At 72.7% G+C, this 26,243-nt stretch carries 18 protein-coding genes, 1 tRNA gene and 1 pseudogene; 12 read left to right on the top strand and 8 right to left on the bottom strand.

Features of this window, described 5'->3' with window-relative positions:
• Positions 1-90 precede the first annotated feature (90 nt).
• The 11 genes and pseudogenes from KVT44_RS09280 (at position 91) to KVT44_RS60540 (ending at position 18,932) form a co-directional block, all read left to right on the top strand.
• Entirely contained in the window at positions 91-744 is a 654-nt protein-coding gene (locus KVT44_RS09280) for a lytic polysaccharide monooxygenase (RefSeq protein WP_054235554.1), read from the top strand.
• 147 nt (positions 745-891) lie between these two features.
• Positions 892-1,386 carry a DUF3592 domain-containing protein gene (locus KVT44_RS09275; protein WP_217566658.1) on the top strand — a complete coding sequence of 165 codons (495 nt, stop codon included), beginning with the start codon at positions 892-894 and terminating at the stop codon, positions 1,384-1,386.
• Between the two features lie 26 nt (positions 1,387-1,412).
• Positions 1,413-3,113, top strand: coding sequence for a long-chain-fatty-acid--CoA ligase (locus KVT44_RS09270; RefSeq protein WP_217566657.1), 1,701 nt, complete (start codon positions 1,413-1,415; stop codon positions 3,111-3,113).
• A 263-nt stretch (positions 3,114-3,376) separates the two neighbouring features.
• Positions 3,377-4,645 (top strand): MFS transporter, encoded by a 1,269-nt coding sequence (locus KVT44_RS09265; protein ID WP_217566656.1) that lies wholly within the window; start codon positions 3,377-3,379, stop codon positions 4,643-4,645.
• Positions 4,599-7,808 carry a beta-ketoacyl synthase N-terminal-like domain-containing protein gene (locus KVT44_RS09260; protein WP_308313937.1) on the top strand — a complete coding sequence of 1,070 codons (3,210 nt, stop codon included), beginning with the start codon at positions 4,599-4,601 and terminating at the stop codon, positions 7,806-7,808. The genes KVT44_RS09265 and KVT44_RS09260 overlap by 47 nt, the downstream gene beginning before the upstream one ends.
• On the top strand, positions 7,805-13,438 hold the full coding sequence (locus KVT44_RS09255; RefSeq protein WP_217566655.1) for a MupA/Atu3671 family FMN-dependent luciferase-like monooxygenase: 5,634 nt from the start codon (positions 7,805-7,807) through the stop codon (positions 13,436-13,438). Before KVT44_RS09260 ends, KVT44_RS09255 begins: the two co-directional genes overlap by 4 nt.
• Positions 13,439-13,444: 6 nt before the next feature.
• Entirely contained in the window at positions 13,445-14,737 is a 1,293-nt protein-coding gene (locus KVT44_RS09250; RefSeq protein ID WP_217566654.1) for a M18 family aminopeptidase, read from the top strand.
• Positions 14,738-14,777: 40 nt separating this feature from the next.
• A complete protein-coding gene (locus KVT44_RS09245) occupies positions 14,778-15,500 on the top strand; it encodes a thioesterase II family protein (RefSeq protein WP_075029162.1) in 723 nt (240 codons plus the stop codon).
• 58 nt (positions 15,501-15,558) lie between these two features.
• On the top strand, positions 15,559-16,398 hold the full coding sequence (locus tag KVT44_RS09240; protein WP_308313936.1) for a mycofactocin-coupled SDR family oxidoreductase: 840 nt from the start codon (positions 15,559-15,561) through the stop codon (positions 16,396-16,398).
• Between the two features lie 28 nt (positions 16,399-16,426).
• Positions 16,427-18,430, top strand: a pseudogene (locus KVT44_RS09235) (amino acid adenylation domain-containing protein); the annotation flags it as partial.
• A gap of 172 nt (positions 18,431-18,602) precedes the next feature.
• Positions 18,603-18,932: a phosphopantetheine-binding protein gene (locus KVT44_RS60540; protein WP_368857584.1), complete on the top strand. Its 330-nt coding sequence runs from the start codon at positions 18,603-18,605 to the stop codon at positions 18,930-18,932.
• Positions 18,933-18,965: 33 nt separating this feature from the next.
• Here KVT44_RS60540 and KVT44_RS09230 read toward each other — a convergent pair.
• The 6 genes from KVT44_RS09230 to ehuB all read right to left on the bottom strand — a co-directional run bounded on the left by KVT44_RS09230 (position 18,966) and on the right by ehuB (position 23,229).
• Positions 18,966-19,039, bottom strand: a tRNA-Lys gene (locus tag KVT44_RS09230).
• Between the two features lie 102 nt (positions 19,040-19,141).
• Positions 19,142-19,900 (bottom strand): IclR family transcriptional regulator, encoded by a 759-nt coding sequence (locus KVT44_RS09225; protein WP_054235545.1) that lies wholly within the window; start codon positions 19,898-19,900, stop codon positions 19,142-19,144.
• A 216-nt stretch (positions 19,901-20,116) separates the two neighbouring features.
• Complete coding sequence (gene ehuA / locus KVT44_RS09220; protein ID WP_054235582.1) at positions 20,117-20,860, bottom strand: ectoine/hydroxyectoine ABC transporter ATP-binding protein EhuA; 744 nt, start codon at positions 20,858-20,860, stop codon at positions 20,117-20,119.
• Between the two features lie 76 nt (positions 20,861-20,936).
• Positions 20,937-21,587 (bottom strand): ectoine/hydroxyectoine ABC transporter permease subunit EhuD, encoded by a 651-nt coding sequence (gene ehuD, locus KVT44_RS09215; protein ID WP_060898408.1) that lies wholly within the window; start codon positions 21,585-21,587, stop codon positions 20,937-20,939.
• A complete protein-coding gene (gene ehuC, locus KVT44_RS09210) occupies positions 21,584-22,303 on the bottom strand; it encodes an ectoine/hydroxyectoine ABC transporter permease subunit EhuC (protein WP_217566652.1) in 720 nt (239 codons plus the stop codon). The genes ehuD and ehuC overlap by 4 nt, the downstream gene beginning before the upstream one ends.
• Complete coding sequence (gene ehuB / locus KVT44_RS09205; protein ID WP_254649136.1) at positions 22,300-23,229, bottom strand: ectoine/hydroxyectoine ABC transporter substrate-binding protein EhuB; 930 nt, start codon at positions 23,227-23,229, stop codon at positions 22,300-22,302. The genes ehuC and ehuB overlap by 4 nt, the downstream gene beginning before the upstream one ends.
• Positions 23,230-23,336: 107 nt before the next feature.
• Between ehuB and KVT44_RS09200 the strand changes: the two genes are divergently transcribed.
• On the top strand, positions 23,337-23,831 hold the full coding sequence (locus tag KVT44_RS09200) for a DUF3830 family protein (protein ID WP_054235541.1): 495 nt from the start codon (positions 23,337-23,339) through the stop codon (positions 23,829-23,831).
• 49 nt (positions 23,832-23,880) lie between these two features.
• Here the strand turns inward: KVT44_RS09200 and KVT44_RS09195 are convergent, their stop codons facing one another.
• Positions 23,881-25,284: an amidase gene (locus KVT44_RS09195; RefSeq protein WP_217566650.1), complete on the bottom strand. Its 1,404-nt coding sequence runs from the start codon at positions 25,282-25,284 to the stop codon at positions 23,881-23,883.
• Positions 25,285-25,304: 20 nt separating this feature from the next.
• Positions 25,305-26,228: a D-2-hydroxyacid dehydrogenase gene (locus tag KVT44_RS09190; protein ID WP_217566777.1), complete on the bottom strand. Its 924-nt coding sequence runs from the start codon at positions 26,226-26,228 to the stop codon at positions 25,305-25,307.
• Positions 26,229-26,243: the final 15 nt, after the last annotated feature.

Genomic DNA, 26,243 nt, shown 5'->3' with positions numbered 1-26,243 from the left:
GTCGCGGCAATAATCTGGGACTTGGTCTAGACCTGAAATTCGCGCGCACGGCTCACGAGAACCTCCCCCACGTCCTCCAGGAGCGGCAGCATGCGCATACGGACGACCAGGATCCCTGCGGCAAGGGTCCGTACCAGCAGGAAAGTCAAGCTGTACGCCGCTGTCGTGGGCCTCGCCACGGCGGGCACGTTCGTGCTCTCCACCGGCGGAGCCGACGCCCACGGCTACACCGACCAGCCCCTCAGCCGGCAGAAGTTGTGCGCCGCCAACGGCGGCAGTGTCGCGGGCTGCGGTGACATCCAGTGGGAGCCGCAGAGCGTCGAGGGCCCGAAGGGCTTCCCGGCGGCGGGTCCCGCGGACGGACAGATCTGTTCTGCGAACCACACCAACTTCAGCCAGCTCGACCAGCCCAAGACCCCCTCGGGTGCGGCCTGGCCGACGACCAAGGTCACCGGCGGGCAGAGCTACACCTTCCGCTGGCAGTTCACGGCCGTGCACGCCACGACCGACTTCAAGTACTTCGTCACCAAGTCCGGCTGGAACCAGAACCACGCACTGACCAGGGCGGACCTGAACACCACCCCGTTCCTGACCGTCCCGTACAACGGGCAGCGCCCGCCGTCCACGTTCAGTCACACCGGCACGCTGCCCTCCGGGCTGAGCGGTCACCACGTCATCCTCGGCGTGTGGACGATCGCCGACACCGCGAACGCGTTCTACTCGTGCGCGGACGTCACGTTCTGAACGTTCAGAACGTTCTGAGCGCGTGTGGACCGGAAATGTTCTGAGCCTCTCTTGAGGAGCTCGCGCACCCCCCACGGGTAGGTTCCACGCACGTCGACATGACCATGGCGGCGTGCGTGGAGCTGTACCGGACAACGGGGGAATGTCATGGACGTCTTCTTCTATGCCGTGCCAGGGCTGATCATGGCTGTGGCCATCTTCATGGCGGTCGCGGTGATCCGCCGCTCGCTGGAGATGAACCGGGCTTGGAGCAGCGGGCTGACTGCCGAGGCACGCTGTTTGCGGTCCTTCACGACGGCCAGCGGTGGCGGGGGCGACACGTCCGTGAGTACGACCCTGCACCACGTGTACGAGTTCAGGGCGCGGGACGGTCGCACGGTCCGCTTCGAGGAGGAGAACGGCCCGGCGACGATCATCGAGGGCGACATCGTCACCGTCCACTACATTGCCGAGCGCCCGGAGAAGGCCACGGCCCACACGCCGAGCCGGGGCAAGCTGGCGGCGGGAACCGTGGGCATCCTGGTGTTCTGCGGGGTGATCGTCCTCTTCTGCATCGGTTTCATGGTGGGCGTCCACGGGTTCTTCTCGATGGACGACTCGTCCGGCGGAGATGAGTTCGAGGGCACGGGCCTCCCCTTCTGACGATACGTCAATTATCGTGCGCCCCCATGGGGTCCATGAGGGGTACCGTCGCGGAACTCGTACAGGAACGGTGGGGCGACCACCGGCCGGGACTGTGGTTCGAGGGGCGGGTGCTGAGCCACCACCGGGTGGCGGCGGGCGCGGCGGCGCGGGCGGCGCTCCTCGCCGACCTGCTGCCGCCCGGCGCCGCACCGCACGTCGGGGCGCTGCTCGACAACACCCCCGAGTATCCGCTGTGGTTGAGCGCGGCGGCCCTCTCCGGTGCCGCCGTGGCCGGGATCAACCCGACCCGGCGCGGCTCCGAACTGGCCCGCGACATCCTGCACACCGAGTGCCGTGTCCTGGTCACCGAGCGGACCCACCTGCCCCTCCTCGACGGCCTCGAACTGCCCGGCGTACGCGTCCTGGTCACCGACACCGAGGCGTACGAGGAACTCCTCGCGCCGTACGAGGGCGCGAAGCCGGACGCGGCGCCCTCCGTGTCGGCGGACGCCCGCCTCCTCCTCTATTTCACCTCCGGCTCGACCGGCGCCCCCAAGGCCGCGATCTGCACCCAGGGCCGGCTGGCCGCCGCCGGGCGCTCGCTCGTCGACCAGTTCGGGGTGCGCCCGGACGACACGCACTACATCTGCATGCCGATGTTCCACGGCAACGCGGTGATCGCCGACTGGGCGCCCGCCGTGGCGGCGGGCGCGGGGATCGCGCTGAGGCGGCGGTTCTCGGCGTCGGGGTTCCTCGCGGACGTACGGGCCTGCGGGGCGACGTACTTCACCTATGTGGGCCGCGCGGTGCAGTACCTGCTGGCCACGCCCGCCCGCGGCGACGACCGCGACAACCCGCTGCGGATGGGCTTCGGGACGGAGGCCGGGGCCGTGGACGCGGCCGCCTTCGAGGAGCGCTTCGGGGTGCGGCTGGTGGAGGGGTACGGCTCGTCCGAGGGCGGCGCCGCCATTCAGCGGACGCCCGGCGCCCCGGCGGGCGCGATCGGACGGGCGGCACCCCGCGACGACCTCGCGGTGGTCGACCCGGGGACCCGGGCCGAATGCCCGCCCGCCGTCTTCGCCGAGGACGGGAGGCTTCTCAACGGGGACGAGGCGATAGGGGAGTTGGTGAACCGTGGGCCCAACCCCTTCGAGGGGTACTGGCGCAACCCCGCCGCGGACGCCGACCGCCGCCGATGGGGGTCCCCCCGCTCGAGCGAAGCCGAGAGTGGGGGAGGCTGGTACTGGACCGGCGACCTCTTCTACCGCGACACCGACGGCTTCCTCTACTTCGCCGGACGGGCGGACGACCGGCTGCGCGTCGACAGCGAGAACCTCGCCGCCGCGATGATCGAGAACATCCTCGCCCGTCACGAGGACGCCGCCGCCGTGGCGGTGTACGCGGTCCCCGACCCGGTGGCCGGGGACCAGGTGATGGCGGCGATCGCGCCGCGCGAGGGAGCCGGCTTCGATCCGTCGGCCTTCGCGGAGTTCCTCCTCGCCCAGCCCGACCTGGGGACCAAGATGGCACCCCGCTTCGTCCGGATCGTGACGCGGATGCCGGTCACCGCCACCAACAAGATCCACCGGGTGGGGCTGCGCCGCGAGGGCTTCCGCTGCGCCGACCCGGTGTGGTGGCGGCCACCGGGGGAGTCGGCGTACCGCAGACTGCGCGCGCCGGACATCGAGGGGCTGCTGGCCGAGTACCGGGCGCGCGGACGCGAGAAGTTGCTGCCGACCGGGTAGGTTCCGGGCGCGCTTCCCGCGCGGGCGCTCGTCGGCCGGAACTTTCGGCGGCCCGGCGGACGTCCCGTCTCAGGGAGTCCCGGGGCAGAGGAATCCCCTCCGCCCCACAGGGGGAGGATGCCCCCGGACACCTGTGTCGCCCGCGCCGAGGAAAGAGGGAACATGCGTCACCTGATCCGGGTCGTGAACATCGCCGATGCCGCACCGCCACGCGGCGGACGGGGGCGGGCAACGGTCCGGGGACGGCTCGTGGCGCGGCACCGGTGACGGCCGAGGGGCGCTACCGCGTCCTGGTCGCCGGCTACTCCGTCTCCTCGTACGGCACCTTCCTCAACATGGTGGCGCTCAACCTGTTCGTCTACGCCACCACCCACAGCGCGCTCGCCATCGGACTGTTCATGGCGGTGCGGCTGGGCGCGGGGTTCCTGGCGGGGACGGTCGCGGGGCGCGTGCAGGCCCGGTTCGGGGTCAAGCCGGTCATGCTGTGGGCCAATATCGCCCAAGCGATTGTCATGTTCCTGCTGGTAGTGACGCCGGACGGGGGACTGCGGACCGGCGTGCTGTTCACGGTGTCCGCGGCCGTCGGGGCGTGCAGCACGGTGTTCATGGTCGCGCTGCGCAGCTCCATCCCCGACCTGGTCGGCGCGGACCGGCGCGCCTGGGCCAACTCGCTGATGGTGGGCGGCCGTTCGCTGGCGATGGTCGCCGGGTTCGCCTCGTCCGGTGTGGTGGTGCCCTGGCTCGGCTTCACCGCCGCGTTCCTGGTGGACGCGGCGAGCTTCCTGGTGTGCGCGGCGGCGGTCGTGTGGCTTCCGGGCATCGAACGCGCCCCCGAGCCGCCGCGGGAGCCCGACGAACCCCGTGAGAAGCGCGGCGTGTGGGCCGCGATGACGGCGCTGGCCACCGTGCCCGCCCTCGGCCTCATGATGTGCCTGCGCACCGTCGACGCCCTCGGCTCCTCCTCGCACAACGCGGCCCTGCCCGTCTACTCCAGCACGCTCCACCCCGATGACCCGGCCGCGTTCGTCAGCCGCTTCTGGCTGTTCTGGGCGCTGGGCAACGTCCTGGCGCAACAGGTCATCCAACGCTGGGCCAAACGCTCCGGACGGGCCGTCGGCGCGCTCGGCTTCGGCCTCGGCACCATCGTCATGTCCTCCGCGTTCATCCTCGGCTTCGCCGGGTTCCCGATGGTGGCGACCGTGCTGATCGCCCTCGTCGCGGGCGCCGCGGACGGGCTCACCGAGGTGTCGTACACCTCGCATCTGCAGACCCTGCCGGAGAACCTGCGCGGCCACGCCTTCGGGCTCACGGCGACGGTCGAGAACCTCGGCTTCGGGATCGGCATGATCGGGGTGTCGGCGGCCCTCGAATCGTTCTCCGCGTTCACCGTCGTGGCCTGGTCGCACGGCCTCGCCATCATGGTCGCGGGGATCTACCTGCTCCGGTTGTACGCGGTCCACGGCGCCGGCAAGGAGGGGACGAGCGGTGCGTACGGCAGTCGTCGGGATGGCGCTGAGGTTTCCGGGAGCTGACACCCCCGACGGGTACTGGCGGGACATCCGGGCGGGCGTGACGCACGTACGGCGGTTCACCGACGCCGAGCTCGCGGCGGCCGGGTTCGCCCCCGAGGAGTACGGCGCGCCCGACTTCGTTGCCTCGAGCGCCCCGCTGCCCGGCATCGACGGCTTCGACGCGGCCTTCTTCGGGATGAGCGCCCGCGAGGCCACGGTCACCGATCCGCAGCAGCGGCTCTTCCTGGAGTGCGCCCACCACGCCCTGGAGGACGCGGGGTACGCACAGCCGCGCGCCGGGGTGCGGATCGGGGTGTGCGGGAGCACCGGCTACCGGCTCTACTCGCTGCACAGCTACCTCGCCAACAACCTGCGGGAGGAGGCGGGTTCGGGCGACTGGCAGCGGCAGAAACAGGCGCAGGTCGGCAACTACCCCGACTTCGCGGCCCCCCGGGCGGCCCACCGGCTCGCACTGACGGGCCCGGCCCTGAACGTGGCCACGGCCTGCTCGTCGTCCCTGGTGTCCGTCCATCTCGCCCGCCAGGCCCTGCACTTCGGCGACGCGGACCTCATGGTCGTCGCCTCGGCCGCCCTGCACGTGCCCCAGGTCACCGGGCACCGGCACGTACGCGGCTCGACGATCTCGCGCTCCGGGACCGTGCGCGCCTTCGACGCCGACGCGGACGGCACCGTCGGCGGCAACGGCGTCGCCGCCGTCGTCCTCAAACCGCTGGAGAGGGCGCTCGCCGACGGCGACACCGTGTACGCGGTGATCGCCGGGTCCGCCGTCACCAACGACGGCGCCGACCGGGCCGGGTTCGCCGCGCCGGGCTCCACCGGCCAGCGCGACGCCGTGCTCGGCGCGCTGCGCGCGGCCGGGGTGCCCGCCGACTCCATCGGCTACCTGGAGGCGCACGGCACCGGCACGCTCAAGGGTGACCCGATCGAGTTCGCCGCCCTCACCGAGGCGTTCCGGCTGCACACCGACCGCACCGGCTTCTGCGCGCTGGGCTCCACGAAGTCGGCGATCGGCCACCTGGACAGCGCGGCCGGTCTTGCGGGGCTGATCAAGGCGGTGCTGGTGCTGCGCCACGGGGAGATACCGCCGCTGGTGAACCACACCCGCCCCAACCCGGCCCTGGACGTGACCGGGAGCCCCTTCGTCCTGCCCACCCGCGCGCTGCCCTGGCTCGCCGAGGAGGGCCGCCCGCGCCGGGCCGGGGTGCACTCCATCGGGATGGGCGGGACGAACGCCCACGTGATCCTGGAGGAGGCGCCGCCCCCGCCCCCCCGCCCGCCGGACCGTGGGCAGGCCCCCGCGCTGCTGCCGCTGTCCGGCCACACCCACGAGGCGCTCCTCGCCTCCGCACGGGCCTTCCGCGACCACCTCACCGAACACCCAGGGACCGACCCGGCCGACCTGCTCCTCACCACCTCGCTCGGGCGACGGCACCTTGAACACCGACTGGTGGTCACCACGGAGGCAGGCGACACGGCGGCGGCGCTGGACGCCTTCGTACGGGGCGAGGCGGGGGCGTACGCGCACGGCGTCGCCGGGGCGGACGCGGCCACGGGACCGGTGTTCCTCTTCACCGGCCAGGGCAGCGGGTACGACGGGATGGGCGCGGCGCTCGCGGAGCGGTTCCCGGTGGTGGCCCGCACGTTGGAGGAGTGCGCGGGGATCCACCGGGACGAGACGGGGGAGGAGGGGTTCCTCGACCGGTTGCTGGGCGGCGCCGACGGTGGTCCTGCGGAGGCGGCGCGGGCCCGGGGCCCGGAGGGAGCGCGGGTCTGGGACACCGCCTTCGCGCAGCCCGCGCTCTTCGCCCTGCAGGTCGCGCAGGCGCGGCTGTGGCGGCGGTTCGGCGTCGAACCGGTCGCGGTGGCCGGACACAGCGCCGGGGAGTACGCGGCCCTGTGCGTGGCCGGGGCGCTGACGCTGGAGGACGGACTGCGGCTGGTCTGCAGGCGGGGGCGGCTGATGCGCGACGGCACCCCGGCCGGGGGCATGCTCGCGGTGTTCGCCGCCGAGGACGTCGTACGGGGGCTGGTCACCGAGGTCGACGGCCTCGAACTCGCCGTCGTCAACGGGCCCGGGCAGTACGTCGTGGGCGGACCGCCCGAGGCGGTGGCCGCCGCCCGCGCCCGGCTCGCGGAACGCGGCACGCCCGCGGAGCCCCTGCCGGTGGACCGCGCGTTCCACACCGCCCTGCTCGACCCCGTCCTGGCGGACTTCCGGGACGCCTGCGGAAAGGTACGACTGCGGCCCACCAGGACCGAGTTCGTGAGCGGTCCGGACGGGGTCCGGCACCCGGTGGGCTGGCTGCCGGACGCCGAGCACCTCGTACGGGGGACCCGGCGGCCGGTGGACTTCGCCGCCGTACTGCGCACGCTGGAGCGGACACCCGGGCGGCCGGTGCATCTGGAGATCGGCCCCGACGCGCCCCTCACCGGGCTCGTCCGGCGCGCCCGGCCGGACACCGCCGCCGTCCCCACCCAGCGCCGCGGCGACCGTGGCCTCGGCACCCTCTGGGCGGCCGTGGCCCGGCTGCACTGCGCGGGCCACCGGCTCGACTGGGCGGCCCTGCTCGACGGCAGCGACGCCCGCCGGATCCCGCTGCCGCCGTATCCCTTCCAGCATCGGTCGTACTGGACAGGACCGCCGCCCACCCCCTTCGCCGACGACCGCAAAACGGAGGACGGCATGAGCGAACAGGCCGTACTGGCACGGGTGCTGGCGCTCAGCGCCCGTCATCTCGGATACGCGCCGGAGGAGATCACGGCGGAGCGGACGTTCGTCGGGCTCGGCGCGGACTCACTCCAACTCATCGGAATGGTGCGACAGTTGGAGGCCGAGTTCGGGGTGGAGATCGGAATGCGGGAGATCCTGGAGGAGGCGGGGACCCCACGGCTCGCGGCCCGGTTGATCGCGGAGCGGACGGGGCGGAGGGCGGTCTCGGCCTCCGCGGGCGTCACCCCGGACGACGAGCCCGTGCATGTCACCCCGGACGACGAGCCCGTGCACGTCACCCCCGACGAGGAACCCGTCCACGCCACCCGTGCCGAGGTCGAGGAACTCGCCCGCCAGATACGCCAACTCGCCGAGACCCAGACCAGGATGCTCGGTCAGCTCTCCGAGGCCGTGGCCCTGCTCGCCGAGGGCCGCAAGGAGGTCGGAGGATGACCACGGTGCGGACCAGCCCCGAGTCGCAGGCGAGCGCCGAGGCCGTCGCCCGAACCGTCGCCGTCTCCGGACGGCTCGACGAACTCCTGACGGCGGCCCGTCACCGCACCGAGCCACCCGTCGGGCAACCCGCCGAGGGTCCCGCCGGGCAACCCGCCGAGCCGCCCCTCCACCACGGCCCCCATGTCACCCTCCCCCCTGACTCCGGCATGTCCGGCACCGGTGCGAGTGAGGCCCAGCGAGCCCACGCCGACGACCTGGTCCGCCGCTTCACCGAGCGGACCCGCACGTCGAAGGGGCTGGCGCAGCGGCACCGAACGGTGCTGGCGGACAGCCGGGCCGTGGTCGGCTTCCGGCGGGCGACGAAGGAGATGCAGTACCCGATCGCGGCCCGCTCGGCGCACGGCGCCCGGCTGACGGACGTCGACGGCAACGACTACACCGACATCACCATGGGCTTCGGCGCGCTGCTGCTCGGCCACGAGCCCGCCCCGGTGACGGAGGCCGTCCGCCGGCACCTCGCCGACGGACTGCGTCTCGGCCCGCGCTCCGAGGACACGGGCGTGGCCGCCGAACTGCTCGCGGAGCTCACCGGCATGGAGCGGGTGGCGTTCGCGAACTCCGGCACCGAGGCCAACTCCGCCGCCCTGCGGCTCGCCCGCGCGGCCACCGGACGCGACCGCGTGGTCATGTTCCGCGGCTCCTACCACGGCCACATCGACTCGGTCCTCGGCCGCCCGGGCCCCGACGGCCGCCACGCCGTCCCCGTCTCGCGCGGCATCCCCGCGAGCGCGGTGTCCGAACTCCTCGTCCTCGAATACGGCAGCCAGGAGAGCCTGGAGGTCATCGACGAGCTCGGCGACACGATCGCCGCGGTCCTCGTCGAACCGGTCCAGTGCCGCAACCCCGCCCTGCGCCCCGTCGCCTTCCTGCGCGCGCTGCGGGAGCTGACCGCCCGGCGCGCCATCGTCCTCCTCTTCGACGAGATGCTCACCGGCCTGCGCCCCCACCCCCGCGGTGCCCAGCACCACTACGGCGTCGTCCCCGACCTCGCCACCTACGGCAAGGCCCTCGGCAGCGGTCACCCCATCGGCGCGATCGCGGGCCGCGCCGACCTCATGGACGGTATCGACGGCGGTTTCTGGCGGTACGGGGACGACAGCCGCCCGACGCGCGACACGACCTTCTTCGGCGGTACGTACATCCAGCACCCCCTGTCGATGGCCGCCGCCCGCGCGGTCCTCACCCACCTCAAGGAGCGGGGCCCGGAACTCCAGCAGACGCTGAACGCCCGCACCGACGCACTCGCCGCCGACCTCGACGACTTCTTCCGCGCCGAGGAATTCCCCCTGGAAACGGCCCACTTCGGGTCCATGTTCCGCTTCACCCACCGCGCCGACATGGAGCTGCTCTACCACCACCTCCTCCTGCGCGGGATCTACGTCTGGGAGTGGCGCTCCTTCTACCTCTCCACCGCGCACACCGACACCGACGTCGAACGGATCACGGACGCGGTGAAGGACTCACTGCGGGAGCTGCGCGCGGGCGGCTACTTCCCGACGACGGCCCGCCGCAGCCGACGTCACGGCCACGGTGACGCCGCCGAGCGGCCCGCCCCCGACTTCGGCGTCTACTTCTTCGGCGACCACCCCGACGGCGAGGACAGCGCGCAGGCCTACGAACGGCTGATCGAGACCGCACGCTTCGCCGACACCCACGACTTCAGCACGCTCTGGCTCCCCGAACGCCACTTCCACTCCTTCGGCGGCCTCTTCCCCAACCCGTCCGTCCTGGCCGCCGCGCTCGCCCGCGAGACCCGCCGCATCCGTCTGCACGCGGGCTCGGTGGTCCTCCCGCTGCACGACCCCGTGCGGATCGCCGAGGAGTGGGCGGTGGCCGACAACCTCTCCGGCGGCCGGGTCGGCATCGGCTGTGCGAGCGGCTGGCACGCGAGCGACTTCGCCCTGCACCCCGACCGCTTCACCGACCGCACCGAGATCGCCTTCCAGCACCTGGAGGACGTACGGCGGTTGTGGCGGGGCGAGAGCGTCGCGCGCCGTACCGGCGAAGGGCACCCCATCGACGTACGCCTGCATCCGCGGCCCGTGCAGGAACTGCCGCCGATGTATCTGGCGACGTCCGGGCGGCGTGCCTCGTACGAGGAGGCGGCCCGCCGCGACCTCGGGATCGTCACCAACCTCATGAACCAGACGGTCGAGCAACTCGCGGCGAACATCCGCCACTACCGCCGGCTGCGCGCCGAGAGCGGCCTCGACCCCGCCGCGGGCCGCGTCACCGTCCTGCTCCACACCCACCTCGCCGAGGACCACGCCGCCGCCCGGGCCGCCGCGCGCGAGCCGATGAGCCGCTATCTGCGCTCCTCCCTCCAGATGCGTTCCGCCGCGAGCGCCCTCGGCGGCCGCCCCGAGGACGTGGCCGACGCGAGCGAGGCAGACCTCGCCTACCTCTTCGACCGCGCCTACGACCGCTACTGCGACCAACGGGCCCTCATCGGCTCGCCGGACACCTGCGCGGCCACCGTCGACGCGCTGCGGGCCGCAGGGGTCGACGAGATCGCCGCCCTGGTCGACTTCGGGCTACCGCCGGAGGAGATGCGGGCGGGCCTGGAGCAGCTGGACGTCCTGCGCCGCCGCTACCACGAGCCCCCGACGGAGCCGAAGAACCCGAAGAGGCCCAAAGAACGGCGGGCTCCCGCGACCCCGGCTCAGCGCCGCCTGTGGCTCGCCGCCACGCTGATCGCCAACCCGGCCGCGTACAACGAGATCCAGGGCGTACGGCTGCGGGGTCCGCTGGACGTCGAGGCGCTGCGGACCGCCGTGGACGGCCTCGTCCGCCGCCACGACGGGCTGCGGACCGCGTTCGTGGCCGGGGGAGACGGGGTCTTCCAGGTCGTACGGGAGGACCGGGACCGGGCATGTCCGGCCTTGATCGTCGACGACGTCCGGGGCCGGGACGCCGACGAGGTGATCCGGGCCGCCCTGCGGGAGGAGAGCACCCGCGCGTACGACCTCGCGTCGAGGCCGCTGTTCACGCCCCGGCTGCTGCGGCTCGCCGACGACGACCACGCGCTGATCCTCGGCATGCACCACCTCGTCACCGACGGCCACTCCGCGGGGCTGGTCGCCGCCGACCTCGGGGAGTTCTACCGGGCGGCGGTCGAGGGACGCGCGCCCCGGTTCGAGCGGGCCGCCGGGAGCACGCTCGACACGATCGCGGTGACCGGGGCAGCGGACGACCTGGACTGGTGGCGCGCCCACCTCGGGGACGGCCCTGGCGCGCCCGCACTGCCCACGGACCGGCCGCGCACCCGCACCGTCGCCGGACGCGGCGGGGCCGTGGGACTGCGGCTCGGCCCGGAGCGGGCGGGACGGCTGCGGGAATGGAGCGGGCGGCAAGGGGTCACCCTGTTCGCGACGCTGCTCACCGCCTGGCGGATCGTGCTGCGCCAGTACGCCGGACAGGACGACTTCGTCATCGGGTCCACCTTCGGCCGCCGCACCCCCGAGACGCGGGACACCGTCGGCTTCCACGTGTCCCTGCTTCCGCTGCGCGGGACCCTGACCGACCGCACGACACTCACCGACGCCGTACGCGCCACCCGGGACACGCTCTTCGCCGCCGACGCCCGCCAACACGTCGACCTGGACGCCCTGTCGGCGGCCCGCCACCCCGACCCGGGCAACCCGCGCCCCCTCGTCACGGTCTCCGCCGACCTCGACACCGCGCCCCTGACCGCCCTCGCCCTGCCGGGCCTGCGCGCCGACCCCCTCGACGGCGGCACCGAGTCCGCGCCCCTCGAACTCGCCCTCATGGCGACCCGGCTCCCCGACGGGGACCTCGACCTGCGCCTCCGCCACGACGCCGACCTGTTCGACGAGGCGACGGCACGGGGGTACCTGGACCGTCTGGAGAGCGTGCTGGCCGGCATGACGGCGGGCGCCGCGCAGACGGTCGGCGACCTGACGCCGGGTTCCGTCACCCCGGGCACCCCCGACGGCGCCCACCGTCTCCGTACCCTCTGGCAGCACACACTCGGCCCGGTCGGTGATCTCGCCCCGGACGCCAACTTCTTCGCACTCGGGGGGAATTCGATCGGCGCGATCAGACTGGTGAACCGGGTCCGGGACAGCTTCGGCGTGGAATACCCCTTGGCGGACTTCTTCGCCGACGCCACGCTGGGGGCGATGACCGCCCGGCTCGCGCCACCCCGGGGCGTGACCGTGGTGGACACGGCGCCCGTCAGCGACCAGCAGGCCCGCATGATCGCGGGCGTCCTGAGCATGCCCCGCCCCGAGGTGTGGAACATCCCGACCCGGATCCGTTTCACCGGCCCCCTGGACGTGGCCGCCCTGCGCACCGCGGTGGCCGGGCTGCTCGACCGACACCACGGACTGCGGTGCCGCTTCGTACCCGCGGACGGGCAGCCGGTCCCGTCGTACGGAACGGACGACGGGACCGGCTGGCGGCAGGAGGTTCTCGACGTGCCGCCCCCGCCGCTTCCCGTCGAGGACCTCACCGGCATCGCGGCGGAGTCCGAACGGCTCGCGCGCGCCGAGGAGTTGTGCCGGGAGGCCGCCGCGACGCCCATCACGGTGACCGACCCCGCGCTGCCCGTCCTGCGGCTGCTGCGCCTCGCCCCCGACCGGTGGACGCTGATGTTCGTCGTGCACCACATCTGTGTCGACGGCTGGTCCCTCTCCCTCCTCCTGAGCGAGCTCGCCGCGCTCTACACGGCCGCCGCCGCGGGCCGCCCGCACGGTCTGCCCGAACCGGCGGCGCAGTGCACGGACTACGCCCGCTGGCAGCGCGAGCACGCCGACCCCGCCGAGGAGGCCCGCAGGACGGCGTACTGGACCCGGTACCTGGAGGGGATCCCGGCCGCGGTCGAGATCCCCGGCGACCGGGCCCGGCCCGCCGTACCGAGCGGACACGGCGACACCCTGCGCGGCACCGCTTCCGGTGAACTGCGCGGGGCCGTCGAGGAGTTGGCCGCGGCCCGGCACACCACGCCCTTCGGGGTCGCGGCCACCGCGCTCGGCGTGCTGGTCGCCCGCCGGTCCGGGGCGCGGGACATCGCGATGGGCACGCCGTACGCCCACCGCGAGCGCAGCGCGTTCGAGTCGATGGTCGCGCTGACGTCGACCGGCGTGGTCGTGCGGGTGACGCCCGACCCGGACGAGACGCGCGGCGCCCTCGTGCAGCGCACCGGCGCCGGCGCCCTGGAGGCGACGGCCCATGTCCTGCCGACCGCGCGGATCGTGCGCGCCCTGCGCGAGAGCGGCGCCCGCGCGGTGCCCGAGCGCTTCCCGCTGACCATCGCCTTCCAGAACTCCCTGGACACGGACATCGAGATCCCCGGACTCGACGTCGAGGTCGACGACCTCGCCCCGCCCGTGTCCCGCGGTGACCTCTCCTTCGGTCTCGCCCCGCGCCGCGACCCGGCCAAGGGCTACCGCACCTTCCTGGAGTACTCCGCCGATCTGTGGGACCCCGCCACGGCTCAGGAGCTGCTCGACGACTGGCAGGCCGTCCTCGCCGAACTGTGCACTCGGCCGGACGCGTCCGTCGCCCCACTCCTCAACCCTCTACAGCCCCTCCGAAAGGCGTGAGCGCCCATGTCCCCCACACATGACCGCAGTCACAGCGATGATCTGCTCTCCTTCGTCCGCTCCAGCCCCTCGCCCTACCACGTGGTCGCGAACGCGGCCCAGCGCCTGGAGAAGGCGGGCTTCCAGGAGCTGCGCGAGACGGACGACTGGACGGCCGGTGCCGAGGGCGGCCGGTACGTCGTCCGCGCCGGAGCGCTGCTCGCCTGGTACGTCCCCGCGGGCGCCCCGGCCCGCACCCCGTTCCGGATCGTCGGAGCCCACACCGACTCCCCGAACCTGCGGATCAAGCCCGAGCCCGACATCGGCTCCGCGGGCTGGCGGCAGATCGCCGTGGAGATCTACGGCGGCGTCCCCCACAACACCTGGCTCGACCGCGACCTCGGCATCTCGGGCCGGCTGACGCTGCGCGACGGATCCAGCCGCCTCGTCTGCGTCGACCAGCCGCTGCTGCGCGTACCCCAGCTCGCCATCCACCTCGACCGCAGCGTCAACGAAGGGGTGGCGCTCGACGCGCAGCTGCACATGACCCCGCTGTGGGGCCTCGGCCCCGCCCGGCCCGGCGCCCTGCTCGCCCGGGTCGCCGCCGAGGCGGACACCGACGTCGCCGAGGTCCTCGGCTGGGACCTGATGCTGCACGACATCCAGCCGCCCGGCTATCTCGGCGCCGACGAGGAGTTCCTCGTCTCACCGCGTCTGGACAACCAGATCTCCGTGCACGCGGGCGTCACCGCGCTGGTCGCCGCCGCCACCGCCGTCCGGCCGCCCGCCCACATCCCGGTGCTCGCCGCCTTCGACCACGAGGAGGTCGGCAGCGGCTCCCAGTCGGGCGCCCAGGGCCCCCTGCTGGAGCGGGTGCTCGGCCGGGCCGTCGCCGCGCGCGGCGGCAGCGCCGAGGACTTCAACCGGGCCCTCGCCGGCGCCTTCTGCGTCTCCGCCGACATGTCGCACGCCGTGCACCCCAACTACGCCGAACGCCACGACCCGGACCACCACCCCCTCCCCAACGGCGGCCCCGTCGTCAAGGTCAACGTCAACCAGCGGTACGCCACCGACGGCACCGGGGTCGCCGCCTTCGCCGCGGCCTGCGAGCGCGCCGACGTGCCCTGGCAGCCGTTCGTCTCCCACAACGCCATGCCGTGCGGCACCTCGATCGGCCCGATCACCGCGGCCCGGCTGGGAGTCGCCACCGTCGACGTGGGCGTACCGGGGCTGTCGATGCACTCCGCGCGGGAGCTGTGCGGGGCGCAGGACCCCGGTCTGCTGGCCCGGGTCCTCACCGAGTTCGTCACCACGGGCTGAGCCCCGGCCCCTTTGTATCCGGAACCGAGACTCGGGAGCGATGTCAGCAGTGGAAGAGACCCACCTCGTCTGTCTGCCCTTCGCCGGGGCGGGCGCGTCCTTCTTCAAGCCGTGGCAGGACCGGGCGCCCGCGGGCCTGCGCGTCCTGCCGGTGCAACTCCCCGGCCGCGAGGAGCGGTTCGTGGAGGAACCCCACACGGACGCGGTACGGGCGGCCGCCGAGGCGCACACCCAGGTGACCCGGCAGCTCCCGGAGGGCGCGCGGGTGGCGGTGTTCGGGCACAGCCTCGGCGCGGTGCTCGGCTTCGAGCTGGCGCACCGGCTGGAGGCCGAGCCCGGCGTCCGCCTCGACGCCCTCGTCGTCAGCGGCGCGCCGGGCCCGTGGACCGGCCGCGCGGACCGTGCGAGCGGTCTGCCCGACGCGGAGTTCCTGGCCCGGGTGCGCACCTTCGCGGGGTACGCGCACCCGGCCCTTGAGCACCCGGAGATGCGCGAGCTGCTGCTCCCGCTGCTGCGGGCCGACGTACGGATGCACGAGACGTACCGGCCCGCCTCCGACCGCCCGCTCGCCGCCCCGGTCCTCGCCCTGCGCGGCCGCGACGACGAGCTGGTGAGCGCGGCCGAGGCCGCCGAGTGGTCCCGCGCCACCACCGGGAAGCTCACCACGGCGGAGCTGGACGGCGGCCACATGTACCTGACGGAGAACCCGGGCGCCCTCCTGCGCCTGATCGGAGCCGAACTCCGCGCCGGACGCACGCGGTGAGCCCGGTGGATCGGGGGGACCGGTGAGCCCGGTGGGGCCAGTGGGTCCAGTGGGACCGGTGGGGCCGGGCGGTCCGAGGCTCTCGGGCAAGGTCGCCCTCGTCACCGGGGCGGCCCGCGGCATCGGCCGGGCGACCGCCGTCGCGTTCGCCCGCGAGGGCGCCGATCTGATGCTCGTGGACATCGCGGCGGACCTCCCGGGAGTGCCGTATCCGCTGGGCTCCGAGAGCCAGTTGGCGCACACGGCGGAGCTCTGCCGGGAGACGGGCGCCGCCGTCCGTACGGCCCGGGTCGACGTACGGGACCTGGCCGCGGTGGAGACGGCGGTGAAGGAGACGACGGCCCGCTTCGGACGCCTCGACGTCCTCGTCAACAACGCCGGGATCGCCGCCCCCTCCGGCCGGGCCGCCCACGAGATCGAGGAGCACGAGTGGCAGCTGATGCTGGACGTGGACCTCTCCGGGGCCTGGCGCACGATCCGCGCGGCGGGCGCCCTGATGACCGCGCGGGGCACCGGCTCGATCATCAACATCGCCTCCACGGCCGGTCTGGTCGGCTACCGCCACTTCGCCGGGTACGTCGCCGCCAAGCACGGCCTGATCGGCCTGACCAAGGCGGTCGCCCTCGACTACGCACCCCGCCGGGTCCGCGTCAACGCCATCTGCCCCGGCTCGGTCCGCGACGACCCCCGGGTGGAGGGCAGGATGCTCGCCGAGATCGCCCGCGCCCTGGACGTGCCGGTCGCCGAGCACGAGCAGGCCTTCGTCCAGGCCCAGCCCATGAACGCCCTCGTCGAACCGGACGACGTCGCCACCGCCGCCCTCTGGCTCGCCTCCGACGACTCCCGCCAGGTGACCGGCACCGTCCTGACGGTCGACGGAGGCTTCTCGGCCCGCTAGGTCCTGTCCCCACGGTTGGAGACCGAACGTGACGTGTCACGCCCTCGCCGCGCGCCTTCCCGCCGCCGTCGATCCCGGGCCCCTGCTCGACGCGGCCGTACGCGTCTGGTGGCCCGAACTCCCGGACCACTGGCCGGTGTTGTGGCACGACCAGGTGCCCGCGCGGTTCGCCGAACACCGTCTGCGGGCCGAACTGCACCGGCCCGTCACCGAGTGGGGCCCCGCGTTCCGCGCGGTCTTGTTGCGGTACGAGGACGGGGGCGCCCATCTGGTGCTGGTGGCGCACCACGCGCTGCTGACCCCGGGCGTGCTCCAGGACATCGCCCACGTCCTGCTCGGCCACCGCCCGGCCACCGAAGTGACCGCTCCCCTCGGCTGCGACGAGCCCCCGAAAGGCCCACACAGGCCGCGTATCGACTGGGCGACGGGCGAGGAGGGGGCCGGTGACCGGACGGGCGTGGTCACCGTCCCGGTACCGGCCGTGGCCGCTGCTGCGGCCCTGGTCCTCGCCCGCTACGAGCACCGCGACCCGGGGGACGGACTACCCGCGTACGCCACGGTCCTCGACGAGGTGGGCCCGGTGGACCCCACCTTCAGTCACCGACTCCCGTTCCAGTCGGCCCCCTTCCCCCTCACCCTCGTCCCGCGCGGGACCACCGTCGAGCTGCACCACCAGCTCCGGCACATCGACGAAGCCTCCGCCCGGGCCTTCGTCCGCCACCTCACCCACGTGCACGGTCAGCTGGGCCGCCGCCCCCTCGCGGAGATCGAACTGATCCCCCGCGAAGAGGCGGAGCGCCTGCTCCCGCCGCCCGTCGGCATACTCCGGTCCGCTGTTCCCTCCCGTATCGACACCGCCTTCGACGCCCGCGCCGACCGCCACCCCGACGCCCCCGCCCTCACCCACGACGGCATCACGACGACGTACGGGGCACTGCGCGAGCGCGCCGAGCGGCTGGCCGCGGGACTGCGCGCCGCCGGGGTCCGCCCCGGTGACCGGGTCGGTGTCCGGCTGGAGCGGGGCGCCGACCTGGTGGCGACGATGCTCGCGGTGCTGAAGGCGGGCGCGGCGTACGTACCGATGGATCCGGCGCACCCCGAGGGGCGCCTCGACCGCACGGCGCGCGACGCGGGCGTACGGCTGGTCGTCCGGGACACCGCGCCCTACCTCGGTGCCGCGCGGACCGACCGGCCGCGGAACCTCACACCGCGGAACCTCACACCGCGGGATCCCGCCTACGTCATCCACACCTCCGGTTCGACCGGCCGCCCCAAGGGGGTCGTCGTCCCCCACGCCCATGTCCTCGCCCTCCTCGACGCCACCCGCGAGGACTTCGCCCTCACCGCCGCCGACACCTGGACGTTCTTCCACTCCGCCGCCTTCGACTTCTCGGTGTGGGAGATCTGGGGCGCCCTGCTGACCGGCGCCCGGCTGGTGGTCGTGGACCACTGGGTGGCGCGCTCGCCGGAGGACTTCCACGCGCTGCTGGTACGGGAGTCGGTGACCGTCCTCAGCCAGACCCCGTCGGCCTTCGGGCAGTTGCGGGCGGTGGACCGCGGCGCGAAGGAGGGGCTGTCGGTGCGGCTGGTGGTGCTGGGCGGGGAGGCGCTGGACACCCGGCCGCTGCTCGGCTGGTTCGACCGCCACCCGGAGGACCGCTGCCGCCTGGTCAACATGTACGGGATCACGGAGACCACCGTCCATGTCACCGCGGCGACCGTCACCCGGCGCGAGGCCCTGGCCGCCTCCCGCTCGGTGGGCCGCCCGCTGCCCGGCTGGTCGGTGTCGGTGCGCGACGAGCGGGGGCGCCCGCTGCCGACGGGCGCGGCGGGGGAGATCTGGGTGGGCGGGGCCGGACTCGCCCTCGGTTACCTGGGGCGGCCCGAGCTGACGGCGGAGCGGTTCGTGAACGATCCGTACGGCCCCGGCCGGTGGTACCGCAGCGGTGACCTGGGGCGGCTGCGCGCCGACGGTTCACTGGAGCACCTGGGGCGGATCGACAGCCAGGTGAAGGTGCGCGGGTACCGGATCGAGCCGGACGAGATCCGGGCGGTGCTGCTGGAGGACCCGGTGGTCACGGCGGCGGCGGTGGTGCTGAGCGGCCTTCGAGGACGCGGCGGGGGTGCGGATCGACGCGTATGTCGTGGCCGACGGGGACACCGGCGACGTACGCCGTCGGGCCGCGCGGCTGCTGCCCGACCACATGCTGCCGACGACCGTCACCGCCGTCCCCGCGCTGCCGCTGACCCCGAACGGCAAGCTGGACCGCGACCGTCTGCCGGCGCCGGGGAAGCCCGTATCGGTGCCCGCGCCCACCGGAGACCTGGTGACGGCCCTCACCGGGGTGTGGGAGGAGATCCTCGGTGTCCCCGTCGGCCCGGACGACAACTTCTTCGAGCTCGGCGGGAACTCGCTCTACGCGATCCGTGTCGGCACCGCCCTGCGCGAGCGCGGGCTGCCCGCGCCTTCCATGCGGCTGCTCTACACGCATCCGACGGTCCACGCCCTGTCGCTGGCCATGGCAGACGAATGAAGGCCCCTCACCATGGTGAAGGGCCTTCTCATGTGCGCCGCCAGGGACTCGAACCCCGGACCCGCTGATTAAGAGTCAGCTGCTCTAACCAACTGAGCTAGCGGCGCATGACTCCCGCCTCCCGCTTCCGCGGTCGGCGACAAAAGAAATACTACCTGGTCCGGACGGGTGCTTCCGACCACCCAGGGCCTGATCCAAAAGAGCAGGCCCTAGATGGCCAGGGAGAGCAGGACGGGGGTGGCGCCCCGGTTGAGTGTGTCCGCGGCGCGGCGCAGGCGGTGGGCGTGTTCGACCGGGAGGGAGAGGGCGAGGCAGCCGACCGAGGAGCCCGCGGTGATGGGGACGGCCGCGCAGACCGTACCGATCGCGTACTCCTGGAGGTCGAGCACCGGCACCGTGGCCGGCTGGGCGTCGAGCCGGGACAGAAGCAGCCGCTCGTTGGTGATGGTCCGCGAGGTGAGGCGGGCCATCTTGTGGCGGGAGAGGTGGTCGCGCCGGGCGTTCAGGTCGAGCTGGCCCAGAAGGCTCTTGCCGACCGCGCTGGCGTGGGCCGAGGAACGGAAGTCCACCCATTCGTTGACCGCGGGGGTCGCGGGACCCTCGGCGCACTGGGTGACGTGCACCTCACCGTCGATGTAGCGGCTGATGTAGATCGCGGCGCCGACCGAGTCGCGCAGCCGGTCGATGGTCTGCTGGAGTTTCTCGCGCAGTGCCTGGTCGCGGCCGTGGGCGGAGCCCAGCCGGCCGAGGGCGGCACCGGCGACGTACGCGCCGTCGACGACCTGCTCGACGTACCCCTCCCGGCGCAGCATCCGCAGCAGCGCGGTCAGGCGCTCCGTGCCGAGGCCCGTCTGGCGGGCCAGTTCGACGTCGGTGACACCGCCGGAGTGCCGGGCCACCGTCTCCAGGACGCGCAGGGCGTCCTGGGCCGAGTGGTACGGCGCGGTCGGCTCGTTCATCAGCGCCACGGTTTCCCCCTGCGCTTTTTGGGCCATCGATCCGGACAGCTGAACTCCTCCACGATAACTGTCAAACGCTCGGTGGGGAGGGGCTGTTGGCGAGAAAGTCGGTGCGCTCCGGTTCGCTCAACAGGAGTGCGACACCCTGGCATATGCCGAGGTCATGGCTCAGTGGGCATGCCGCGTGGTCGGGACCTCGCGCCTTGTCGCGTTCACTTTTTGTAGTCACAGGATCGCGCTGAGGAATTCCCGGGTCCTTTCGTGCTCCGGATCGGTGAAGATCCGGTCGGGCGAACCGGACTCGATGACATGGCCGGAATCGAACATCAGCACCTGGTCCGAGATGTCGCGGGCGAAATTCATCTCATGGGTCACGCAGAGCATGGTGATGTCGGTGGTGTGGGCGATGTCACGGAGGACGTCGAGGACGCCCGTGACCAGCTCGGGGTCGAGCGCGGACGTCACCTCGTCCAGAAGCAGCACCTGGGGCCGCATCGCCAGCGCCCGCGCGATCGCCACCCGCTGCTGCTGTCCGCCGGACAACTGACTCGGGTAGGCGTCGCACTTGTCCGCGAGGCCCACCATCTCCAGCAGCTCCCGGGCCCGCGCCTCGGCCTCGTCCCCGGACAGCCCGAGGACGGTGACCGGTGCCTCGGTGATGTTGCGGAGCACCTTCATGTTCGGAAAGAGGTTGAACTGCTGGAAGACCATCCCGATCTTCTTGCGGACCTCCCGGATCTGCTTCTCGGGGGCCGGGTGGAGCCGCTCACCGGCGACCGTGATCGTGCCCTCGTCGGGCTTGGCCAGGGTCATCAGCAGCCGCAGGATCGTCGTCTTGCCGGAGCCGGACGGGCCGATCAGCGTGACGTGCTTGCCGGAGTCGACACGGAAGTCGAGGCCGTCGAGGACGGTGTTGTCCCCGAAGCGCTTGGTGACCTTGTCGAAACGGATCAGCTCGCCGCCGTCCACCGGCGGATTGGCCGTGTGGTCGGCCTTTTCCGCAGGGGTCGTATCGGCAGGGGTCGTAGACGTGTCGAGGGGGGTGTCAGCGGACAAGACGTCGCTCCAGGGCTCGCAGAAGGAGGGAAGCCGGATAGGAAATGAGGATGAAGGCCACGCCGATGACCGTGAGCGGCTCGGTGAACTGGAAGTGCTCCTGCGAGTACAGCCGCGCCTCACCGAGCATCTCCAGCACGGTGATCGCCATCAGCATCGGGGTGTCCTTGAGCATCGAGATGACGTAGTTGCCGAGCGCGGGCACCACCCGGCGGATCGCCTGCGGCAGGATCACCGCGGTCCAGGTGCGCCGCAGCGGCAGGTTGAGCGCCGTGGCCGCTTCCCACTGGCCGGCCGGCACGCCCTCGATACCGGCCCGGTAGACCTGCATCGTGTACGTCGAGTAGTGCAGCCCGATCGCGACGACACCGGTGGTCAGCGCGGAGAACGTGATGTTCCACTCGGGCAGCACGTAGAAGAGGAAGAACAGCTGCACCAGCAGCGGGGTGTTGCGGATGAACTCCGTGACGACCCCGACCGGCCAGCGCACCCAGCGGGTCGGCGTGCGCATCAGCAGCGCCCACACCAGACCCAGGGCGAAGGAGATCACCGAGCCGAGGGCCAGCGCCTGCAGGGTGACCAGCAGTCCGTCCCAGAAGTGCGGCATGAAGTCGCGCACCGCGCCCCAGTCCCAGTTCACGCGGCACCTCCCGTCGCACCGACGCCGGCGGCTTCCGCGCGCCGCGGTGTGGTCCTGGCGGGCCGGGGCGCCTTGCCGATCCCGGCCTTCAGCCGCCGCTCCAGTGCCCGCATCAGCCGGGTGATCACGAAGGCGATCGCGAAGTAGATCAGCAGGACGTACGCGTAGATCTCCGCGCTCTCCTGGAGCGCGAGCCGCACGAGGTTGCCGCTGAACGTCAGATCGCCCATGCCCATGATCGACACCAGGGCCGTGCCCTTGAGCAGTTCGACCAGCAGGTTGCAGAAGGAGGGGATCATCTCGGGCACCGCCTGCGGCAGCAGGATCAGCCGCATCCGCTGCCAGGGCGTGAAGCTGAGCGCGATGCCGCCCTCGCGCTGGGCGGGGTCGACGGCGTTCAGGGCGCCGCGCACGATCTCACTGCCGTACGCCCCGTAGGTCAGCCCCAGCGCCAGCGTGCCCGCCCACATCGGGACGAGCTGCCAGCCGAAGGCGAGCGGCAGCACGAAGTACACCCAGAAGATCATGATCAGGGCGGAGGTGCCGCGGAACACCTCGGTGTAGAGGCCCGCGAGGAAGCGGACGATCCACCGCCGCGAGGTACGCGCGACACCGACGGCGAACGAGACGGCCCCGGCCACCAGCGAGCTGAGGAACAGCAACTGGACGGTGACCCAGACACCTTTGAGTACGAGTTCCCAGAGTCCCGAGGTCATCCGCGGCAGAGCTCCTTCGCGGTCATGTCGGTCATCTCGGCCCGGGTGAACCCGAAGGGCCGCAGAATGCGGAGCAACTCCCCGCCGGCCTTCAGCTTCTTCAGTTCCACGTTGAAGGCGTCGCGCAGCCGCGTCTCGGCGGAACGGAACGCGAAGCCGCCGCCGTCGACGTGCGGCTTGCCCTTCACCAGGGGCGTGAAGGGCTGCGTGCTCTCGGCCTTGCGGGACTTCCTGACCACCTCGCGCGTGGTCAGCGCGGTCCCGGCGAAGACGTCGACACGGCCTGCCTCGACCGCGTTCAGCCCGGCGACCTGATCGGGCACGATCAGGATGTCGCTCTCCTTGTACCCGGCCTCGACGGCGTGCTGGATCTCGGCGTACCCGGTGCCGGTCGCGAACTTGGCCCTCTTCGCCACGACGTCCTTGTAGTCGTGCAGGCCCTTCGGATTGCCCTTCCGCACGATGAAGGCGTCCAGCATCTGGTAGTCCGGGTCGGCGAAGACGACCTGCTGACAGCGTTCCGGGTTGATGTACATCCCCGCGGACACGACGTCGAACTGCTGCGAGTTGAGCCCGGGAATGAGCGAGCCGAACTCGGTCGGCACGGGTTGCACCAGGTCGACGCCCAGCCGCTTGAAGATCACCTTGGCGAGTTCGGGTGCCTCGCCGGTCAGTTCACCGTTCTTGTCGATGTAGCCGAACGGGATCTCACCGGCTATGCCCAGCCGTACGACGCCCTGCGCCTTGAGCCGGTCGAGGAGATCGCCGCCGTTGTCGGACGCGGTGGCGACCCGGGTGCAGCCGGCGGCGCCCAGCGCGCCGACGGCACCGAGTGCGGAGACACCCGCGAGCAGCGACCGCCGACTCGGACTTCGTTTCTGCGCGTCGGTCTCGTCATTCCCGTCATTCCTGAGTGGTGGAGCCATGGCCGCGCGGCTACCCGAGCGCATGCGAAGTATTCGGATCGATTTCGGCCCCGTACGACGTCGAGTGACGTCGAGGCGCCCTTGACTCCGGGGAGACCATGGAATGCATGGCTGATCGATTCATCGAGGTCTCGCTGGTCAAGCGCGGAATCCACTGCACCGCGAAACTGCTCGACGACCGGGCGCCGGTCACCTGCGCGGCGGTGTGGGACGCGCTTCCCCTGGGCGGCGACGTCTACCACGCGAAGTACGCACGCAATGAGATCTACGCCCTTTTCCCGCCTTTCGCGAAATCGGAGCCACCGCTGGAAAATCCGACAGTTACCCCCATTCCCGGAGACCTCTGTTATTTCGCCTTCGCGGGCACGGAACTGGGCACGAAGGCCTACGGCTACGACACCGACGTACGCCCCGGCACCACGGTCGTCGACCTCGCCCTCTTCTACGAACGCAACAACCTGCTGCTCAACGGGGACGTGGGCTGGGTCCCGGGCATTGTCTGGGGCCAGGTGACCGAGGGCCTGGAGGCGATGGCCGAGGCCTGCAACGACCTCTGGCGCTCGGGCGCCCAGGGCGAGACGCTCAGCTTCCGTAGGGCGTAGGGCGCGTGGGGCACATGTGGCATGTGGGGCGTGGGGCGCCGGGCCGTCCCTAGAACCCCGGCGGCGGAGCCACCCCCGCGGCGCCCGTCTCGTAGAGGGCGTGTGCCGTGCGCAGGACGAGGTCGTCGCGGTGGCGGGCGGCGACGATCTGCAGGCCGACCGGGAGGCCGTCGCCGTCCGTGCCGACCGGGACGCTCGCGGCGGGCTGCTGGGTCATGTTGAAGGGGTACGTGAACGGGGTCCACCCCGTCCAGCGGCGGTGGCCGGAGCCCGGCGGCACCTCCACCCCCGCCGCGAACGCCGTCAGCGGCAGGGTCGGCGTCACCAGCACGTCGTACGACTCGTGGAAGCGCCCCATCCGCCGCCCGAGTTCCATCCGTACGTCCACCGCGGCCAGGTAGTCCAGCGCGCTGAACCGGGCGCCCCGCGCGCAGATCTCCCGCAGCCCCGGGTCCAGCGACTCCCGCTGCCGCGGCCCGAGCCGCTGGGTCACCCGGGCCGCACCGGAGAACCACAGGACGTGGAAGGCCTCCACCGGGTCGGTGAGATCGGGGTCGGCCTCGGTGACGTACGCGCCGAGCCCCGCGAGCCGCTCCACCGCCCGCCGCACCGCCGCCGCGACGGCCGGCTGGACCGCGACCTGCCCGCCGAGGGACGGCGAGTACGCGACCCGCAGCCCGCGCACCCCACCCCCAAGGGCCTCGACGAAGGACCCGTCCACCGGCCCGAGCGCCGACCAGTCACGGGCGTCCGGCCCGCTGATCACGTCCATCATCAGCGCCGCGTCGGCCGCGTCCCGTGTCATCGGCCCCACGTGCGAGAGCGTCCCGAACGCGCTCGCGGGGTACAGCGGCACCCTCCCGTACGTCGGCTTCAGACCGAAGATCCCGCAGAACGCGGCCGGGATGCGCACACTGCCGCCCCCGTCCGTGCCCAGCGCCAGCGGCCCCGCCCCGAGCGCGACGGCCGCCGCGCTGCCGCCGCTCGAGCCGCCCGCCGTGCGCGTGACGTCGTACGGATTGCGGGTGACCCCCGACAGCGGCGAATCCGTGACGCCCTTCCAGCCGAACTCGGGTGTCGTCGTCCTCCCGAGGAAGACCGCCCCGTGCTCGCGCAGCCGGGCGACGGACGGCGCGTCCTCGTCCCAACTTCCCTGGGGATCAACGGTCTTGGAGCCGCGCAGGGTCGGTCCGCCGCGCAGCAGCAGGATGTCCTTGACGGAGACCGGTACCCCGTCCAGCAGCCCGGCGGGCTCACCCCGCCGCCAGCGGTCCGCGGACTGAGCCGCCCGCGCGAGGGCCGCGTCGGCGTCGAGACGTACGAACGCGTTCACGGCCCGCTGGATCTCCACGGCCCTGCGCAACGCCGCCCGCGTGGCGTCCACGGGGCTGAACTCGCCCTTGCGGTAGCCGTCGAGGAGTTGTGCCGCGGTCAGCTCGACGAGTTCAGACATCGGCCCCTCCAGAGGAAGTCTCAGTGCCCCGGTACGTATCCGCGCTTCTTGTCGACCACGTTCGGCAGCGGTCTGCCCGCCTCCCAGCGCTCGTACATCTCCACGAACTGCGCCCCGAGTTCGTCCCGCCAGCCGACCGTGTCCCCGCTCATGTGCGGCGACACGATCAGCCCGGGGACACCCCACAGCGGGCTGTCCGGGCCGAGCGGCTCGTCCTGGAAGACATCGAGGGCCGCGCCCGCGATCCACCGCTTCGACAGCGCCTCGGCGAGCGCGTCCTCGACGACCAACTGCCCCCGGCCGACGTTGATGAAGCGCGCCGAGGGCTGCATCATCCCGAAGCGCCGCGCGTCGAACATGCCGTACGTGGCCTCGGTGAGCGGCGCAGCCGACACCACCCAGTCGGCGCGCGCCATCAGCCGGTCGAGCTCCTCGGGCCCGTGGATCCCGGTGCGCGCGGTACGCCCCACCAGGGCCGTCGTCACCTCGAGCGCCTTGAGCGTCTTGACGATCGTCCGCCCGATCGGCCCGGAACCGACCACACACGCGCGTGTGCCCGCCACCCGCTGCGACTCCCGGTGCCGCCACTCCCGCTGCCGCTGAAGGTCCCACGTCCTCGGCAGGTCCTTGGCCATCGCGAGGACCAGCGCGGCGACGTACTCGGCGATCGGCCGGTCGAAGATCCCGCGCGCGTTGGTCACCACCGTGTCGGACGCGGCGAGTTCGGGGCACATGAGGTGGTCGACGCCCGCACTCGCCGTGTGCACCCAGCGCGGCCGGGGACCCTCGCCGGGCCAGGCGCGGCGCACCGCGTGCGAGGTGAAGTCCCAGACCAGCAGTACGTCCGCGCGCGGCAGTCGCTCGGCCAGCGTCGACTCGTCGGCGTGCTCGATCCGCACCCGGCCGGTGAGTCTGCCGAGGCGGGGGAGCGGCTCGGCGTCCAGGACGAGGAGGGTGGT

Origin of the sequence: Streptomyces sp. GbtcB7, assembly GCF_019091445.1 — a bacterium.
In the GTDB taxonomy this organism is placed as follows: domain Bacteria; phylum Actinomycetota; class Actinomycetes; order Streptomycetales; family Streptomycetaceae; genus Streptomyces; species Streptomyces mirabilis.
Note: the sequence above shows the minus strand (reverse complement) of the source record. Positions and strands in the feature narration are given on the sequence as shown.